Source organism: Hyphobacterium marinum, from assembly GCF_036330325.1.
GTDB classification, from domain to species: Bacteria; Pseudomonadota; Alphaproteobacteria; order Caulobacterales; family Maricaulaceae; genus Hyphobacterium; species Hyphobacterium marinum.
Genome location: NZ_JAZDRO010000003.1, coordinates 110,774 through 126,536, shown reverse-complemented (window position 1 = coordinate 126,536; position 15,763 = coordinate 110,774). Strand labels below are relative to the sequence as shown.

The window sequence follows — 15,763 nt, the reverse complement described above, 5'->3', positions numbered from 1 at the left end:
CCTTGCCGACGGAGCCGAAGTCTGACTATATTTCTGGTCAGAAATTATGGAGGCCCGTCATGCGCGAAGTCGGTGTGCTCGAAGCCAAGACCCATTTGTCGAAGCTGATCGAGGAAATCGAAGCCACGGGCGAGGAGATCGTTATCACCCGCCACGGCAAGCCGGTAGTGCGGCTCTCAAGAGCTGCAAAGGCTAGCCGGCCAATGAATTCGGACGAATTGCTCGCCAAACTGAAGGCGTTCCGGAATAGCCAGATGGCGGTCGCGGATCTTGACCAACAAAGTTGGGAAGAGCTGAAGGAGGCGATCCGGTCGTGAGTCCGGTCGTCGTCGATGCGTCAGCGGCTGCAGCATGGCTGATCCGGTCGCAGGCCTCATCAAATGCTGACGCGTTCAGGTCGCGGTCTGGAATGCGGTTGATCGCACCAAGTATATTCGCGTGGGAAATCTGCAATCTGTTGCGGCTGTTCGCATCGCGCGGCGCGTTCGAACTCGACGCGGGGCTGGCATCGCTGGACGCTTTGGGTGTGTTCGTGGAGCCAACAGTATCCGGGGAGCGCATCTTCGAACTCACGCGGTTCGCGCACGGTGTGAGGCTGAGCCTTTTCGATGCGGCCTATCTCGCGCTGGCGTTGGAAGCCGAGGCGGAACTGGTATCCAGAGACGGTCACCTGTTGACCGTGGCGCTGGCGAACGGCATCCCATGCCATGATCTCAGAGTCCGGAGCTGACATGACCGACGAAATCATTGCCCGCAAGGTCGGCCAGGTCGGCCGCATCACGCTCAACCGTCCCAAAGCGCTGAATGCCCTGTCGATGGGTATGGTTCACGCCATGACCGAGGCGCTGGTGGCCTGGAAGGATGACGACACGGTCAAGGCCGTCGTGGTTGATGGCGAGGGCGAGAAGGGTTTCTGTGCGGGCGGTGATATCCGCATGCTCCACGACAGCGGCAAGGCCGGCGGCGAAGACGCCTGGCGTTTCTGGCATGACGAATATCAGCTCAACACGCTGATCAAGCTTTACCCCAAGCCTTATGTCGCCCTGATCGACGGCATCACCATGGGCGGCGGCGTCGGCATTTCGGTGCATGGCTCGCACCGCGTGGCGGGTGACCGGACGATGCTCGCCATGCCGGAAACCGGGATCGGCTTCTTTCCCGATGTTGGCGGGACGTATTTCCTGCCGCGCCTGTCGGGCGAGACCGGCATGTGGATGGGGCTGACCGGCGCGCGCCTGAAAGCCCCCGACGCGCTCGCGACAGGCATCGCCACGCACTACACGCCGTCGGACGATCTGCCAGGCCTGATCGCGGCGCTGGAACAGGCCGATCTGTCCGGCGAGGACGATCTGGAAGTCATCCTCGAGGAATTCTCCGGCGATCCGGGCGACAGTGATCTGGCGCTCACCAATGGCCTCATCGACGCGGCCTTTGCCGGGGATGATGTCGCGGCGATGGTCGCGCGCATTGAAGGTGCGGGCGATCCGTGGTCGCAAAAGCAGGCGAAAATCCTTGCGACCAAGTCACCGACCGCGCTGAAACTGACCTGTGCGGCGCTGCGGTCTGGTGCGGACAAGGACTTCAAGGATGTGATGGCGCAGGAACTGCGCCTCTCGGTGCGCTGTCTGGAGGGGACCGACTTCTACGAGGGCGTGCGCGCCGTCATCATCGACAAGGACAATGCCCCGAACTGGTCGCCGGCGACGCTCGATGCGGTCGATGACGCGGCCATCGCGGCGTATTTCGAACCGCTTCCGGCGGACAAAGAACTCAGCTTTATCGGAGACTAGGCCATGGCGACGGTTGCATTCATCGGACTTGGGAATATGGGCTCGGGCATGGCCGCCAATCTGGTCAAGGCGGGCCATGACGTGCGGGCTTTCGACCTGTCGGCGGACGCCATCAAGCGCGCCGAGGACCACGGTGCAAAGGGCGCGGGCTCGGCGAAGGATGCTGTCTCCGGCGTTGATGCCATCGTCTCCATGCTGCCTGCGGGCAAGCATGTCCGCGCCGTCTATGAGACCGACGTTTTCCCGCATGCGCCCAAGGGCTGCCTGATGATGGATTGCTCCACGATCGATGTGGACAGCGCCCGTGCGGTTGGGGAAGCCGCGGCCGCCAAGGGATTCGACTTTGTCGATGCGCCGGTGTCCGGCGGTGTCGCGGCGGCCGAGGGCGGCACGCTGACCTTCATGGTCGGCGGCCCGGCGACAGCTTTTGCCAAGGCTGAGGCCTTCCTGTCATCGATGGGCAAGGCGGTGATCCATGCCGGTGATGCCGGGGCGGGGCAGGCGGCCAAGATCTGCAACAACATGCTCCTCGGCATTCACATGATTGGCACGTGCGAGGCCTTCGCGCTGGCCGAAAAACTGGGCCTCGACCCCCAGAAATTCTTCGATATTTCGTCAAAGGCTTCGGGCCAGAATTGGTCGATGACCAGCTATTGCCCGGTTCCGGGTCCGGTGCCGGCTTCACCGGCCAATCGCGACTATCAGCCCGGATTTGCGACCGCGATGATGCTGAAGGATTTGAAGCTCGCCATGGACGCGGCCCAGACCGCCGGGGCGACCACGCCGATGGGCGCGCAGGCCGAAGCCCTCTACGCCATGTTCGACAATATGGGTGGCCGAGCAAAGGACTTTTCCGGCATCTACAAGTTGCTCGATGGCAGCTGGAAAACCGATTAATCGGATTTTAGAGGCTTTTCGCTAGCCTTCCTCCCAAACCGGGAAACACCGGTAATTTTGGGTGTAGTGGGAGCGACAAGCTCATGGCTTTTGCAGAATCGATCGACGCCTCGGCCGGGGTGCGCCCGGACTATCTTGAAATGCTGCAGCGCGTGGAACGCCTGCACCGGCAATTGCTCGACGTGGTCAAGGACGAACTCGACCGGACCGGAATTACCGATCTGACGAGTGTCCAGGCACTGCTGATCTTCAATATCGGCGACACCGTCCTGACGGCTGGAGAGCTGCGAACGCGCGGGCATTATCTCGGCTCGAACGTCTCCTACAATCTGAAGAAGCTCGTTGATCTGGGCTATATCGCCCAGGAGCGTTCCGAGGATGACCGGCGGACCGTACAGATCAGCCTGACCGAAGCGGGGCTCGCCGTCCGTGACCGGCTAGAGCACTTGTTCGCGCGCCAGTCCGAAGCGCTGGAGCCATCCGGCGGCCTAACCGAGGAGCACATGGCGGCGACCAACACCGCCCTGACCCGGATTGAGCGTTTCTGGACCGATCATATCCGCTTCCGGCTCTAGACGCCGGACCCGTTTCACCTGCGTCAGTTCGTCCGTCTCGCTTTCCCGACAGAAGGCGGTCTATAAGACCTTTGACTATTCATCGGGATGGAAGAGGGTCCGCCAAGGCGGAGACGGACATGGACTATACCGAAGCCTTTACCAGCGCCGTCGCCCGGGTCCGGGCGGAAGGCCGCTATCGCGTCTTCGCCAACCTTCGCCGTTACAAGGGCCAATTCCCGCGCGCGCGTTGGCGGACGCCTGATGGTGATGTCCGTGATGTCACCGTGTGGTGTTCCAACGACTATCTCGGCATGGGGCAAAGCGCTTGCGTCACCGAATCAATGAAACAGGCCATTGATGATGTCGGGGCCGGGGCCGGCGGTACCCGCAATATTTCCGGCACCACGCATTACCATGTCGAGCTGGAGCGCTCGCTGGCGGATCTGCACGACAAGGAAGCCGCGCTACTCTTCACGTCGGGCTATATCGCCAATGAGGCAACGCTTGCCACGCTCGGCAAGATCCTGCCTGGGCTGATCATCTTTTCCGATGCGCTCAACCATGCCTCGATGATCGAGGGTGTGCGCGGCGCGCGCTGCGAGAAGCATGTCTGGCGACACAATGATGTCGCCCATCTCGAAGAGCTCCTGAAAGCGGCACCCGCCGGTGCGCCGAAACTGATCGCGTTCGAATCCGTCTATTCGATGGATGGCGATGTCGGTCCGATCGAGGCGGTCTGTGATCTCGCCGAGAAATACGGTGCGCTGACCTATCTCGACGAGGTCCATGCGGTTGGTCTTTATGGCCTGCGCGGCGGCGGTATCGCCGAGCGCGACGGCCTGCTCGACCGGATCGACATCATCGAAGGAACGCTCGGCAAGGCTTTTGGTGTCATGGGCGGCTATATCGCCGCGGATGCCGTGATCGTGGACGCCGTGCGGTCCTGGGCCCCCGGCTTCATCTTCACGACCTCGCTGGCTCCGTCACTGGCGGCCGGTGCGCGCGCCAGCGTTGAGTACCTGAAATCCGCGCACGAGCTGCGCGAGAAGCACCAGGAACGCGCCGCCACGCTGAAAGCCCGCGTCCGCGAGGCCGGCCTGCCGCTGATGGAATCGGAAACCCATATCGTTCCGATCAGGGTCGGTGATCCGGTCATGTGCAAGCGGCTTTCCGACGCGTTGCTTGATGATCACGGCCTCTACGTCCAGCCGATCAACTATCCGACCGTGCCGCGCGGCACGGAGCGCCTGCGCTTTACGCCGACCCCACTGCATGACGACACCATGATGGACGAGTTGGTCGAGGCGCTCGAAGAAGTCTGGACTCGGTTCAAGGCGGTCCGCGCCGCGTGAGTGAGGCGGATCGCACCTCACCCCTGGCGGGGCGGGAAGTCCTGATCGAATTCATTGAAATCGGAACCTCGGTCCGCGTTGCCGCTGTTGACGCGGCCACGGGCGAGGAAGTTGTCATCCAGGCCGCCCGCACGACACCGCGCGGCGAAATGGAGCGGGTGGCGCTGGCCAAACTGGCGCGCAAGCTGGGCCTTGCCGGCAATGAAAAACGACCGGGCACTGGGCCCGGCCGCGGTATCAAGGTCTGAAAGCAGGCCGCTTAGGACTTGCGCTTGCGGGCGGCCTTGCCGCCCTTGCCAAGACCGATGTCCTTGGCGAATTGCGACCGGCGGCGCGAATAGGCCGGAGCCACCATCGGGTAATCGGCCGGCAGGCCCCACTTGCGGCGGTAATCGTCCGGCGACATGTCGTATTGCGAGCGCAGGTAGCGCTTGAGCATTTTCAGTTTCTTGCCGTCTTCAAGGCAGACAATGTAATCGTCATTGACCGACTTGGAGATCGGAACAGCCGGCTTGGCACGCGGTTCGGGCTTCTCGGAGCCGCCGCTCACTTCACTCATGGTCGAGTGCACCGACTTGATGAGATCGGGGATTGAATCGGCCGGGACAGAATTGTGCGTGAGGAAAGACGCGACAATATCGGTCGTCATCCGCAGCAATTCTTCATTGTCGATCACGGGGAGGGCTTCATCATTCATTATTGCACCTGAAAGTTGTTGGTTGATTGCGGTGAATTGATGCCTGAACCAGTGGATACACGCGCTATGTTTCAGTGACAAGTCTTGTCGGTACTGAAAACTGAAATAATTTCAGCGAATACAAAAATATTGCATAAGTTCGCGCGACAGGCTTGCTGCATTGTCACGCCTGCCGCTGCCGCCTATCAAGAGATTGTCAAAGTGCAAGGAGTTCGACATGCCCGACAGTGCCGCCACGAAGCAGGATCGCTTCTTTTCGACCGGGCTGGGTCAGACTGATCCCGAGCTGGCCGCCGCGATTCGCGACGAGATCCATCGTCAGCAGGACCAGATTGAGCTGATCGCGTCGGAGAACATCGTGTCGCGGGCCGTTCTGGAAGCGCAAGGCTCTCCGCTGACCAACAAGTATGCCGAAGGGTATCCGGGCAAGCGCTACTACGGCGGCTGCGAGCATGTTGACCGGGCCGAGACGCTGGCCATTGACCGCGCCAAGGCGCTGTTTGGTGCCGAGTACGCGAATGTCCAGCCGAGTTCCGGCAGCCAGGCCAACCAGGGTGTGTTCCTGGCGCTGCTGCAGCCCGGTGACGCCATCCTGGGTCTCAGTCTCGATGCCGGCGGGCACCTGACCCACGGCGCGCGTCCGAACCTGTCCGGAAAGTGGTTTGACGCCCATCACTATGGTGTACGCGAGACCGATGCCCAGATCGACATGGATGCGCTGCGCGCCCAGGCAATGGAGTTGAAGCCCAAGCTGATCATTGCGGGTGGCTCGGCCTATCCGCGCGTGATCGATTTTGCCGCCTTCCGCGAGATCGCTGATGCCTGCGGTGCGCGGCTGATGGTCGACATGGCCCATTTCGCCGGTCTGGTCGCCGGCGGGGCCTATCCCAATCCGGTGCCGCATGCCGATGTGGTCACCACCACGACACACAAGACACTACGCGGACCGCGGGGCGGGATGATCCTTTCGCGTGATGCCGAGCTGGGGAAGAAGTTCAACTCCGCCATCTTCCCTGGTCTCCAGGGCGGGCCACTGATGCACGTCATTGCCGGCAAGGCCGCGGCGTTCGGCGAAGCGCTGCGCCCGGATTTCAAGGATTATGCGAAAGCCGTCATCGCCAATTGCAAGGCGATGGCCGGTGCTCTGGAAGACGCCGGTTATGCGCTGGTATCAGGCGGAACAGACAGCCATCTTGCGCTGGTCGACCTGCGCCCGAAAAAGCTGACCGGAGACATTGCCGAAAAGGCGCTCGAACGCGCCGGGATGACCTGTAACAAGAATGGCGTGCCGAACGATCCGGAAAAGCCGACCGTCACGTCGGGGCTGCGGATCGGGTCACCGGCCGGCACAACGCGCGGCTTTGGGACAGCCGAGTTTGCCCAGATTGGCCGCTGGATGGCCGAGGTCCTTGACGCGCTCGCAGCCAACCCCGCCGGCGATGCCGAGGTCGAACGCCGTGTCGGGGACGAAGTGAAGGCCCTGACGGTCCGTTTTCCGATTTACCCCGAATTGAGGTAGGACACCGCCACCTATGCGCTGCCCGTTCTGCAATCACGACGACACTCAGGTGAAGGATTCCCGTCCCGCCGAAGACGGGGCCGCTATTCGCCGCCGCCGGCAATGTCCGGCCTGTGCGGCCCGCTTCACCACGTTCGAGCGGGTTCAATTGCGCGAGCTGACCGTGATGAAAAAGAGCGGGCGACGCGCACCGTTTGACCGGGACAAGATGACCCGCTCGGTGATGCTCGCCTGCCAAAAGCGGAACATCGACCCGGACAAGATCGAACAGGCGATTTCGGGCATTATCCGGCGCCTGGAAAGCAGCGGTGATGCGGAGATTGAATCGGGCCGTATTGGGCAGCTGATCATGGACGCGCTGAAGAATCTCGATCAGGTCGCCTATGTCCGCTACGCGTCTGTCTACAAGGATTTCCGGGAGGTCGAAGACTTCCGCGAATTCATCAAGGATGAGCGCCTCGGCCCGAAGGGCGAGGTCATACCGCCGTCCGGCGAATGACCGCCCGCAAACCGGTCCTGACCCTGAAACTGGCGACCTCGCTGGATGGGCGTATCGCACTCGCCAATGGCGCGTCGCAATGGATTACGGGCGCGGAGGCACGAGCGGAAGTACATCGCCTGCGCGCGGCAAGCGACGCGGTTCTGACGGGTATCGGCACGGTCCTGGCGGACGATCCGCTGATGACGGCACGCCCTGATGGCGAGCTCGCCGAGAGACAACCGTTCCGCGCCGTTCTGGATACACGGCTGCGTTTTCCCGAAACCGCGCAAATGCTGGCCGACACGTCAGGGCCGGTGCTGATCTATTGCGGACGCGACGTACCGGGCCATGCCGTATCGCGCCTGCAGGAGAAAGGGGCCGAGATTGTCCCTGTGAGCCGGTTTGACGGGCCGTCCATCGCCTTTCGGTCGGTGATTGAGGATCTGGTGCAACGCGAATGCAATTCGATTCTGATCGAAGCCGGCAGCCGGGTTGCCGGTGCGGCGTTACGGTCCGGCCTCGTCGACCGCATCGAATGGTTTCGCGCTCCGGTCATGCTGGGCGGGGACAGCCGTCCGGTCCTGGATGCCTTGGGGTTTGAAAGACTGGACGAGGCCCCCATCTTTACCCGCGAGCAGGTAACCGAATGCGGGCCCGACCTGCACGAAACCTATGTCCGCGCAAAAGGCTGAAGACCCATGTTTACCGGACTTGTCAGCGCCATGGGGCGTGTCATCGCCGTTGAGCCTGGGACCCGACACCATTTGACGGTATCCTCGCCCTATCCCGCCGCCAGTTTCGAGACGGGCTGTTCCATCTGCCATGCCGGGGCCTGCCTGACGGTCACGGAGTTCCGGGCCATCGAGGGTGGTACGGCCTATTCGGTGGAGATTTCACCGGAGACCCTGAAAGCCACGATGCTCGGCGCGCTGGAGGAGGGGGACCGGATCAATCTCGAGCGTTCATTGAAAGTGGGCGACGAACTCGGCGGGCATATCGTGACCGGCCATGTCGATGGTGTTGGCCAGGTCGTCGACCGGGAGGATGGCGGCGAGTGGATCACCTTTCACATTGCCGCTTCGGGCGATCTGTCACGCTATATTGCCCGCAAGGGCTCAATTGCGGTCGATGGCGTATCGCTGACCGTCAATGCGGTCGACGGGCATGTGTTCTCGGTGATGATCATTCCCCACACCGCACAGGCCACGACGCTAGGCGAAATGCAGCGCGGGCAGGCGGTCAACCTTGAGGTCGACCTGATGGCGCGCTACGCCGCGCGTCTGGCCGAGACGGCCCCGTCCGCACCGGAAGCGCCGCGATGAGTTCACCCATCTCTCCTGTCGAGGATATCCTCGAGGACGCCCGCAACGGGCGCATGTTCATCCTCGTCGATGCCGACGACCGCGAGAATGAGGGTGATCTCGTCATCCCCGCCCAGTTCGCCACGCCCGATGCGATCAATTTCATGGCCCGGCACGGCCGTGGCCTGATCTGTCTGTCCCTGACTGCAGAACGGGCGAAAGCGCTCGATCTCAAGCTGATGTCGGCAGAAAACCGTACCCGTCACCAGACGGCTTTCACGGTTTCCATCGAAGCCAAAGAAGGGGTGTCGACCGGGATTTCTGCCCATGACCGCGCGCGCACCATTGCCGTGGCGACGGACCCTGAGAAAGGCGCGGACGATATCGTCACGCCCGGGCATGTCTTTCCCCTGGTTGCCCGTGACGGCGGGGTGCTCGTCCGGGCGGGTCATACCGAAGCGGCCATCGATGTGGCCCGGCTGGCCGGGCTGCACCCGTCCGGCGTGATCTGCGAGATCATGAACGAAGACGGCACGATGGCGCGGATGCCCGATCTTGTCGCCTTCGCCCAGCTGCATGGGCTGAAGATCGGCACGATCGCCGACCTGATTGCCTACCGGCGCGGCAATGACCGCTTTATCGAACGCCGGATCGAAACCGAATTCACCAGCCGATGGGGCGGACCGCTTAACCTTGTCGTTTTCCGCAACACGCTGGACGGGGCCGAGCATGTCGCGCTTGTCAAAGGCAAGCCGTCCGGCGACCAGCCGACGCTGGTCCGCATGCACAAGGTCAGCTTTGCCGATGATGTCCTGTGCGCTGATGGTTCGCGCGGCGGCCTGGCCGAAGCCGGGGTCAGGGCGCTGGTGGCCCATGACGGTCCGGCGGTGATGGTCTGCATCCGCGAGACCAATCCCAATGCAATCATGGAACGCTTTGGCGCGCAGCCGACCGACGCGCCGGATGAACGCGAAGCCCGGCGCTTGCGCGAATACGGCGTGGGTGCGCAGATCCTGCTTGATCTGGGTGTGCGGGAAATGATCCTTGCCACGACCGCCCCGCAAACCATTATCGGCCTTGACGGCTACGGGCTCTCCGTGACCGACGTGCGCGAAATTTCCGGAGCCGCGACATGATTGAACGCCCCCGCATCCTGATCGTCGCGGCGACCTTCTACCGCGACATTGCCGACTCGCTGATCGCCGGCGCAAAGGCCGCGATGCCCGATTGCGATGTCGAGCTGATCGAGGTCCCCGGTGCCTTTGAAATCCCCGCCGCCATTTCCATGGCAGACCGGTCCGATATGCCGTTCGACGGCTATGTGGCGCTTGGCTGTGTCATCCGTGGCGAGACCAGCCACTACGACTATGTCTGTGGAGAATCCGCGCGCGGCCTGATGGACTTGTCGCTGGCTGGCATTCCCATCGGCTATGGCATCCTGACAGTTGAAAACCGGGAGCAGGCCGAAGTGCGGGCTGGCAAGAAGAACAAGGGCAAGGACGCAGCCGAAGCGTGCCTGGCCATGTTGGCACTGTCGCGCCGCTATGAGGTGCCGGCATGAGCGCGCCCGCCGAAACCGACAGCGCGCGGCGGGCCCGCCGCCGGGGTGCCGCGCGTCTGGCCGCCGTCCAGGCGCTCTACCAGATGGACATGACCGGGCGCGGCGCGTCCGGTGTCATTGCGGAATTCCACGAGGCCCGCTTCGACCAGGAGGGCGACGATACGGCCCTGACCGACGTGGACACCGACTTCTTCGACGGGCTGGTGTCCGGTGTGGTCAAAAACCAGCGCGATATCGACGGATTTGCCGCCAAGTCGCTGGCCAAGAACTGGAAGCTGGACCGGATCGACGCGACGCTGCGGGCCATCCTTCGGGCGGCCAACTACGAACTCCTCAATCGCGCAGACATTCCCGCGCGTGTCATTATCGATGAATACGTCGCCGTCGCTGCGGCCTTCTTCGACGGGCCGGAGCCGAAATTCGTCAATGCCGCACTCGATGGTGCGGCCCGCCGGGCCCGCCAGGGCGAACTCGCGGGTAAATGAGCGGCGAGGGCGAGTTCGGTTATATTCGGCGGCGGTTGGCCCCGCTCGCCTCGGGCTACACCGGTGCCTTCAATCTCACAGACGACGCGGCGGTTCTGGCCGTCCCGGTCGGATGCGAACTGGTTGTCACGTCCGACACGTTGATCGAGGGCGTGCATTTCCTTCCTGGTGACCCGCCGGAGACGGTAGCGGTCAAGGCGTTGCGGGTCAGCCTCTCCGATCTCGCGGCAATGGGGGCCGAACCACACGCCGCGATGCTGTCCATTTCCTGGCCGAGGGATGGTTCAACCGATTTGCGGGACCGGTTTACGGACGGACTCGCCGAAGAATTGTCCGTACGCGCCGTGCCGCTCATCGGGGGCGATACGACCGTCACGCCCGGTCCGTGGACCATCACCGGGACGTTGTTCGGTTCTCTTCCCGCTGGATCAGCCGTGCGCCGCGCCGGGGCGAGGGCGGGCGACCATGTCTACGTCACCGGGACAATCGGCGATGCGGGCCTGGGCCTATTGTCGCTGCAAGGGGAGGCCGGTCTGGGTGCGGCCGTCGAACGCTATCGGATACCGCCGGTCCGGACGGCGCTCGCATCGCATCTTCGGGGACGGGCCAACGCGATGATCGACATATCCGACGGTCTTGCAGCCGATGCCGGGCATCTGTCGACGGTCAGCCAGGTGGCGCTGGACGTCACGCTGGCGGACCTTCCCCTGTCCGGCACGGCGAGAGACTGGGTGGCAAGACAGGACGATCCCGACATCGCCCGCGCACGGCTCGCCGGGTATGGCGATGACTATGAGCTTCTGTTCTGTGCGCCAGCGGACTGCCACCACGCCATTCAGAGGGCCGCCCGGGAAACCGGAATTCCCATCACGCGGATCGGGCAGGTGAAAAAGGGCGAGGGCGTCCGCCTGCTGGATGGGTCAGGTGCGCCTGTTCAAATTGATTCGGCCGGTTTCACTCATTTTTGACGGGTTTGCTGTACCAACCGACGTCCTGTCCCGGGAGGTATCGCCATGCCCCGTTTCCTGATCGCGCTCTTTGCGCTGACCATTGGAACTGCACCAGTTGCGCTTGCCGCAGGTGGTGGCGGCGGCGGTGGCGGAACCCGCGACGGCAACCGTATCCAGGCCAGTTTCACGCTAGATGACGGGGACGATAGTGAAGACCCCGCTGACAGCCACGGAACCGACGACAATCCGCGCGTCATCATCCTGCCCGCGATCGTGTCCCCGTTGGTCGAGGACGACCGTCTGCGCGGCTATGCGTATCTGCAGGTGCGGATGATGGTTCGCGAAGGCGTCGATGCCTGGGACATCCGCGAGAACGCGCACTATGCGCTCGACGCGATGATCCGGGCGAGCCACCGCGAATCGATCACCAGCGCGGACGGCATGGGCATTGATCGCGACGTGGCCAATCGGGTCTGGATGGCGGCGCTGTCCGAACAGTTCGGCGCGAATGTTATTGAAAGCCTCGCGATTTCTTCGCCTGATACGCGCCTGATCCGGCGCTGATCCCCTACAAATGAGCCTTTCTGAACGGTGTGTTGCGCACCGTGACGGGCTTGTGCATATTTCCGGCACCTCTGGGGAGGGGCCAATCTGTTTCCGTTCGCCGTTCGGCGTGTGGGTCAGGCAACCCCCTGCCTTCCCGACCACGCTCAACACGAACGAGGCTCATAGCCATGCAACTGGAACTCTTGTTGGTCATTGCGGCCGGCCTGCTTGCCGTCCTGTACGGCGTATTTCAGAGCCGATCGATCCTGTCGGCTGACGCCGGCACCGACAAAATGAAAGAAATCGCCGCCGCGATTCAGGAGGGCGCGAACGCCTATCTGAAGCGGCAGTATATGACGATTGCCATGGTTGGCGTCGTTGTCACTATCGTGGTCGGCCTGCTGCTCGGCTGGCTGGTGGCCCTAGGCTTCGTCATCGGTGCGGTCCTGTCCGGCGTCGCCGGCTTCATCGGCATGCTGATCTCGGTGCGGGCCAATGTGCGGACCACGCAAGCCGCGACCCAGAGCCTGGCTGGCGGCCTGTCGATGGCCTTCCGCTCGGGTGCTGTGACCGGCATGCTTGTGGCGGGCCTCGCCCTGCTGGGTGTCGCGGTCTATTTTTTCCTCCTGACCGAGTTGCTCGGTGTTGCGGCGACTGACCGCACCGTCATCGACGCGCTTGTCGCGCTCGGCTTCGGGGCCTCGCTCATCTCGATTTTCGCCCGTCTTGGCGGCGGCATCTTCACCAAGGGTGCGGATGTCGGCGGTGACATGGTGGGCAAGGTCGAAGCGGGTATCCCGGAAGACGATCCCCGCAACCCGGCCACCATCGCGGACAATGTCGGCGACAATGTCGGCGACTGCGCGGGCATGGCGGCTGACCTCTTTGAAACCTATGCCGTGACTGTCGTCGCGACCATGGTTCTGGCGTCGATCTTCTTTGCCGGTGCGGCTGCGTCGGCAATGATGTTCCTGCCGCTCGCCATTGGCGGGGTCTGCATCGTGACCTCGATCATCGGCACTTTCTTCGTGAAGCTGGGCAAGTCGAACAACATCATGAACGCCCTTTACAAGGGCTTCGTGGTTTCGGCCGTGCTGTCGCTGTTCGCGATCTTCGGACTAATCTACTTCACTGTTGGGCTCGACACCGAGTTCACCACGTCGGGTGGCCTGGCCATTTCCGGCATGGACCTGTTCCTGTGCGGTGTGATCGGCCTCGTCGTGACCGGCCTGATCATCTGGATCACCGAATACTACACCGGTGTTTCGGCCCGTCCGGTCCGCTCCGTGGCGCAAGCCTCGGTCTCCGGTCACGGAACCAACGTCATCCAGGGTCTGGCCGTGTCGCTTGAAGCCACCGCGCTTCCGGCCCTGGTCATCATCGGGGGCATCATCGCGACCTTCGTGCTGGCGGGCCTCTTCGGCATTGCCATCGCGGTGACGACGATGCTGGCGCTGGCCGGCATGGTCGTGGCGCTCGATGCCTTCGGCCCGGTGACTGACAATGCTGGCGGCATCGCCGAAATGTCGGGCCTGCCCGAGGACGTTCGCAACACGACCGACGCGCTCGACGCGGTGGGCAACACGACCAAGGCCGTGACCAAGGGCTATGCTATCGGTTCGGCTGGCCTCGGTGCGCTCGTCCTGTTCGCGGCCTACACGGCGGACATCCAGCACTTCATCGAGAATGCCGCTGACGGCAGCTTCTTCTCCGGGCTGGTCTATGGCGGAACGGAAGTTGCGGCGAACGTCGTCAACTTCTCGCTCTCCAACCCCTATGTGGTCGTTGGCCTCCTGTTCGGTGGCCTACTGCCCTTCCTCTTTGGCGGCATGTCAATGATGGCCGTGGGCCGCGCCGCGCAGTCGGTCGTGGTCGAGGTGCGCCGTCAGTTCCGCGAGAAGCCGGGCATCATGCAGGGCACCGAAAAGCCGGACTATGGCCGTGCGGTAGACCTGCTGACCAAGGCCGCCATCCGCGAAATGATCGTGCCGTCCATGCTGCCGGTGCTGTCACCGATCGTCCTGTTCGGCGTGATCATGCTGATCGCGGGCACTGGTCCGGCCCTGTCGGCTGTCGGCGCGATGCTGCTCGGCGTGATCGTGACGGGTCTCTTCGTCGCCATCTCGATGACCTCGGGCGGTGGTGCCTGGGACAACGCCAAGAAGGCGATCGAGGACGGCTTCACCGATTCCGACGGTGTGCTGCATGAGAAAGGCTCTGAAGCCCACAAGGCAGCGGTGACCGGCGATACGGTTGGCGATCCCTACAAGGATACGGCCGGTCCGGCGGTGAACCCGATGATCAAGATCACCAATATCGTGGCGCTCTTGCTCCTCGCCGTTCTGGCTCACAGCTTCTAGGGCCGGGACCGAAATATCCGATAGTGAAAAGCCCCGGCCATCGGCCGGGGCTTTTTGCTGTCTGGCAGTGAATAGAAAACCCTAGCGGCGGCGGGGTCCGCCAGCGCCGCCCGGCAGGTTTTCTTCGCCGGTGAAGGTATCGGACGGCAGGCGGCCGATATTGCCGAGCAGCTGTTCGAGCAGGCTGAGTTCGCGTCCGCGGGTCGGGGTCTCGCGATCCACATAGGCGACGCGGCGGCCGTCTTCGAGACCGTATTCCTCGACGGCGGCGACGGTGCCGGCATCATCGAAATGAACCGCGAAGATGCGGCGCTCACGGGTGCGGGATCGCTGATAGGCCAGCGACTCGCGCGTTTCGGAAATGTAGTACCAGGTGCGGTCGCGCATGCCCTCGTCGAGAACCCCGGCAACGCCGCTGGTCGATGGCGAACCCAGGCGGTTCATCAGGGTCGCGCGCGTGTCCTCGCCCGGCGTGATCACCGGTGCTTCACCTTCGATGTAGCGATAGCCGTGGTTCTGCAGCGTCGGCGTGCAGGCGGTGGCTCCGGCGAGCACAGCGGCCGCGAGAAGAAGGCGGGTACGAAACATGGGCACGGGCGTCCTTGACGTGAAAGTTTGAATGTTCCGGCGCGTTGACCTAACCGGTCGTGACCTTAGCTTCAAGCGTTCAAAAAGAGGAGAGGCTGGCGCATGTTCCCGTTTTCGAAAAAAAACCGAGCGCGAAAAGCCGTGGGCGACAGCCTGTATCAGGCCGCCGTGGGCCGGGCTCGCCAGCCCGTCATCTATCGTGAGCAGGGTGTTCCCGACACGCCGGAAGGCCGGTTCGAAATGATCTGCCTGTACATGTCGGTCCTGATCGAGCGGCTGAACCGGGAAGGGGAGACCGGCCGCGCCGTCGCCCAGGAAACGTTTGATGCCATGTTCCGGGATCTCGACGGTGCACTGCGCGAAATGGCGGTTGGAGACCTCAGCGTATCAAAAAAGATCAAAGCCCTTGCCAGCCATTTCTACACAGCGCTTGAGGCCTACACACCTGCGATAAAGGAAGGCGATGCCGTGGCCCTGTCCTCGGCGCTGGCCGAGACACCCGATCTTGATGCGCGGCCGAATATCGAGGCCCTCGCTTCCGGGGCATTGACCTGGCGCGGCGGGCTCGCGGAATGCCCGGGCGAGGCGCTTCTACGCGGCGAGACCTGTGTGTCGTCCCCGGAGATGTCGGCCTCCGCTTGAAACGCCTTTGTGATGGGCTAAGGTCCGCCCTCGCGCC

Annotated in this window: 20 protein-coding genes; 18 read left to right on the top strand and 2 right to left on the bottom strand. The window is 63.1% G+C overall.

The annotated features are described in order from the left end of the window. The first annotated feature begins 59 nt into the window (after window positions 1–59). The 7 genes from V0U35_RS08335 (at window position 60) to V0U35_RS08305 (ending at window position 4,844) form a co-directional block, all read left to right on the top strand. Window positions 60–317, top strand: coding sequence for a type II toxin-antitoxin system Phd/YefM family antitoxin (locus V0U35_RS08335; protein WP_330196235.1), 258 nt, complete (start codon window positions 60–62; stop codon window positions 315–317). Continuing rightward, window positions 314–730, top strand: a complete 417-nt coding sequence (locus V0U35_RS08330; RefSeq protein WP_330196234.1) for a PIN domain-containing protein — start codon at window positions 314–316, stop codon at window positions 728–730. The genes V0U35_RS08335 and V0U35_RS08330 overlap by 4 nt, the downstream gene beginning before the upstream one ends. A 1-nt stretch (window position 731) precedes the next feature. Next, complete coding sequence (locus V0U35_RS08325) at window positions 732–1,790, top strand: enoyl-CoA hydratase/isomerase family protein (RefSeq protein ID WP_330196233.1); 1,059 nt, start codon at window positions 732–734, stop codon at window positions 1,788–1,790. A gap of 3 nt (window positions 1,791–1,793) precedes the next feature. After that, window positions 1,794–2,687, top strand: coding sequence for a 3-hydroxyisobutyrate dehydrogenase (mmsB, locus tag V0U35_RS08320; RefSeq protein ID WP_330196232.1), 894 nt, complete (start codon window positions 1,794–1,796; stop codon window positions 2,685–2,687). Between the two features lie 83 nt (window positions 2,688–2,770). After that, entirely contained in the window at window positions 2,771–3,262 is a 492-nt protein-coding gene (locus V0U35_RS08315; protein ID WP_330196231.1) for a MarR family winged helix-turn-helix transcriptional regulator, read from the top strand. A gap of 119 nt (window positions 3,263–3,381) precedes the next feature. Then, window positions 3,382–4,596: a 5-aminolevulinate synthase gene (gene hemA / locus V0U35_RS08310; protein WP_330196230.1), complete on the top strand. Its 1,215-nt coding sequence runs from the start codon at window positions 3,382–3,384 to the stop codon at window positions 4,594–4,596. After that, window positions 4,593–4,844 (top strand): DUF6898 family protein, encoded by a 252-nt coding sequence (locus tag V0U35_RS08305; protein ID WP_330196229.1) that lies wholly within the window; start codon window positions 4,593–4,595, stop codon window positions 4,842–4,844. The genes hemA and V0U35_RS08305 overlap by 4 nt, the downstream gene beginning before the upstream one ends. An 11-nt stretch (window positions 4,845–4,855) precedes the next feature. On the opposite strand, the gene V0U35_RS08300 is transcribed toward V0U35_RS08305, so the two are convergent. Beyond that, entirely contained in the window at window positions 4,856–5,293 is a 438-nt protein-coding gene (locus V0U35_RS08300; protein ID WP_330196228.1) for a Ros/MucR family transcriptional regulator, read from the bottom strand. Window positions 5,294–5,510: 217 nt separating this feature from the next. On the opposite strand from V0U35_RS08300, the gene glyA reads away from it, so the two are divergent. The 10 genes from glyA (at window position 5,511) to V0U35_RS08250 (ending at window position 14,496) form a co-directional block, all read left to right on the top strand. Next, window positions 5,511–6,812: a serine hydroxymethyltransferase gene (gene glyA / locus V0U35_RS08295; RefSeq protein WP_330196227.1), complete on the top strand. Its 1,302-nt coding sequence runs from the start codon at window positions 5,511–5,513 to the stop codon at window positions 6,810–6,812. Between the two features lie 13 nt (window positions 6,813–6,825). After that, entirely contained in the window at window positions 6,826–7,311 is a 486-nt protein-coding gene (gene nrdR / locus V0U35_RS08290; protein ID WP_330196226.1) for a transcriptional regulator NrdR, read from the top strand. After that, window positions 7,308–7,985: a RibD family protein gene (locus tag V0U35_RS08285; RefSeq protein WP_330196225.1), complete on the top strand. Its 678-nt coding sequence runs from the start codon at window positions 7,308–7,310 to the stop codon at window positions 7,983–7,985. Before nrdR ends, V0U35_RS08285 begins: the two co-directional genes overlap by 4 nt. 6 nt (window positions 7,986–7,991) lie before the next feature. Continuing rightward, complete coding sequence (locus tag V0U35_RS08280; RefSeq protein WP_330196224.1) at window positions 7,992–8,615, top strand: riboflavin synthase; 624 nt, start codon at window positions 7,992–7,994, stop codon at window positions 8,613–8,615. Continuing rightward, on the top strand, window positions 8,612–9,730 hold the full coding sequence (gene ribB / locus V0U35_RS08275; protein WP_330196223.1) for a 3,4-dihydroxy-2-butanone-4-phosphate synthase: 1,119 nt from the start codon (window positions 8,612–8,614) through the stop codon (window positions 9,728–9,730). Before V0U35_RS08280 ends, ribB begins: the two co-directional genes overlap by 4 nt. After that, the gene (ribH, locus tag V0U35_RS08270) at window positions 9,727–10,155 is read left to right on the top strand and encodes a 6,7-dimethyl-8-ribityllumazine synthase (RefSeq protein WP_330196222.1); all 429 of its coding nucleotides are present in this window, start codon (window positions 9,727–9,729) and stop codon (window positions 10,153–10,155) included. The genes ribB and ribH overlap by 4 nt, the downstream gene beginning before the upstream one ends. After that, a complete protein-coding gene (nusB, locus tag V0U35_RS08265; protein ID WP_330196221.1) occupies window positions 10,152–10,640 on the top strand; it encodes a transcription antitermination factor NusB in 489 nt (162 codons plus the stop codon). The genes ribH and nusB overlap by 4 nt, the downstream gene beginning before the upstream one ends. Continuing rightward, window positions 10,637–11,608 carry a thiamine-phosphate kinase gene (thiL, locus tag V0U35_RS08260; protein ID WP_330196220.1) on the top strand — a complete coding sequence of 324 codons (972 nt, stop codon included), beginning with the start codon at window positions 10,637–10,639 and terminating at the stop codon, window positions 11,606–11,608. The genes nusB and thiL overlap by 4 nt, the downstream gene beginning before the upstream one ends. A 45-nt stretch (window positions 11,609–11,653) precedes the next feature. Further along, window positions 11,654–12,154, top strand: coding sequence for a hypothetical protein (locus V0U35_RS08255; RefSeq protein ID WP_330196219.1), 501 nt, complete (start codon window positions 11,654–11,656; stop codon window positions 12,152–12,154). A gap of 170 nt (window positions 12,155–12,324) precedes the next feature. Further along, on the top strand, window positions 12,325–14,496 hold the full coding sequence (locus tag V0U35_RS08250) for a sodium-translocating pyrophosphatase (RefSeq protein WP_330196218.1): 2,172 nt from the start codon (window positions 12,325–12,327) through the stop codon (window positions 14,494–14,496). An 81-nt stretch (window positions 14,497–14,577) separates the two neighbouring features. Here the strand turns inward: V0U35_RS08250 and V0U35_RS08245 are convergent, their stop codons facing one another. Beyond that, window positions 14,578–15,084 (bottom strand): outer membrane protein assembly factor BamE, encoded by a 507-nt coding sequence (locus V0U35_RS08245; RefSeq protein ID WP_330196217.1) that lies wholly within the window; start codon window positions 15,082–15,084, stop codon window positions 14,578–14,580. Between the two features lie 141 nt (window positions 15,085–15,225). Between V0U35_RS08245 and V0U35_RS08240 the strand changes: the two genes are divergently transcribed. Beyond that, on the top strand, window positions 15,226–15,726 hold the full coding sequence (locus V0U35_RS08240) for a ubiquinol-cytochrome C chaperone family protein (RefSeq protein ID WP_330196216.1): 501 nt from the start codon (window positions 15,226–15,228) through the stop codon (window positions 15,724–15,726). Window positions 15,727–15,763: the final 37 nt, after the last annotated feature.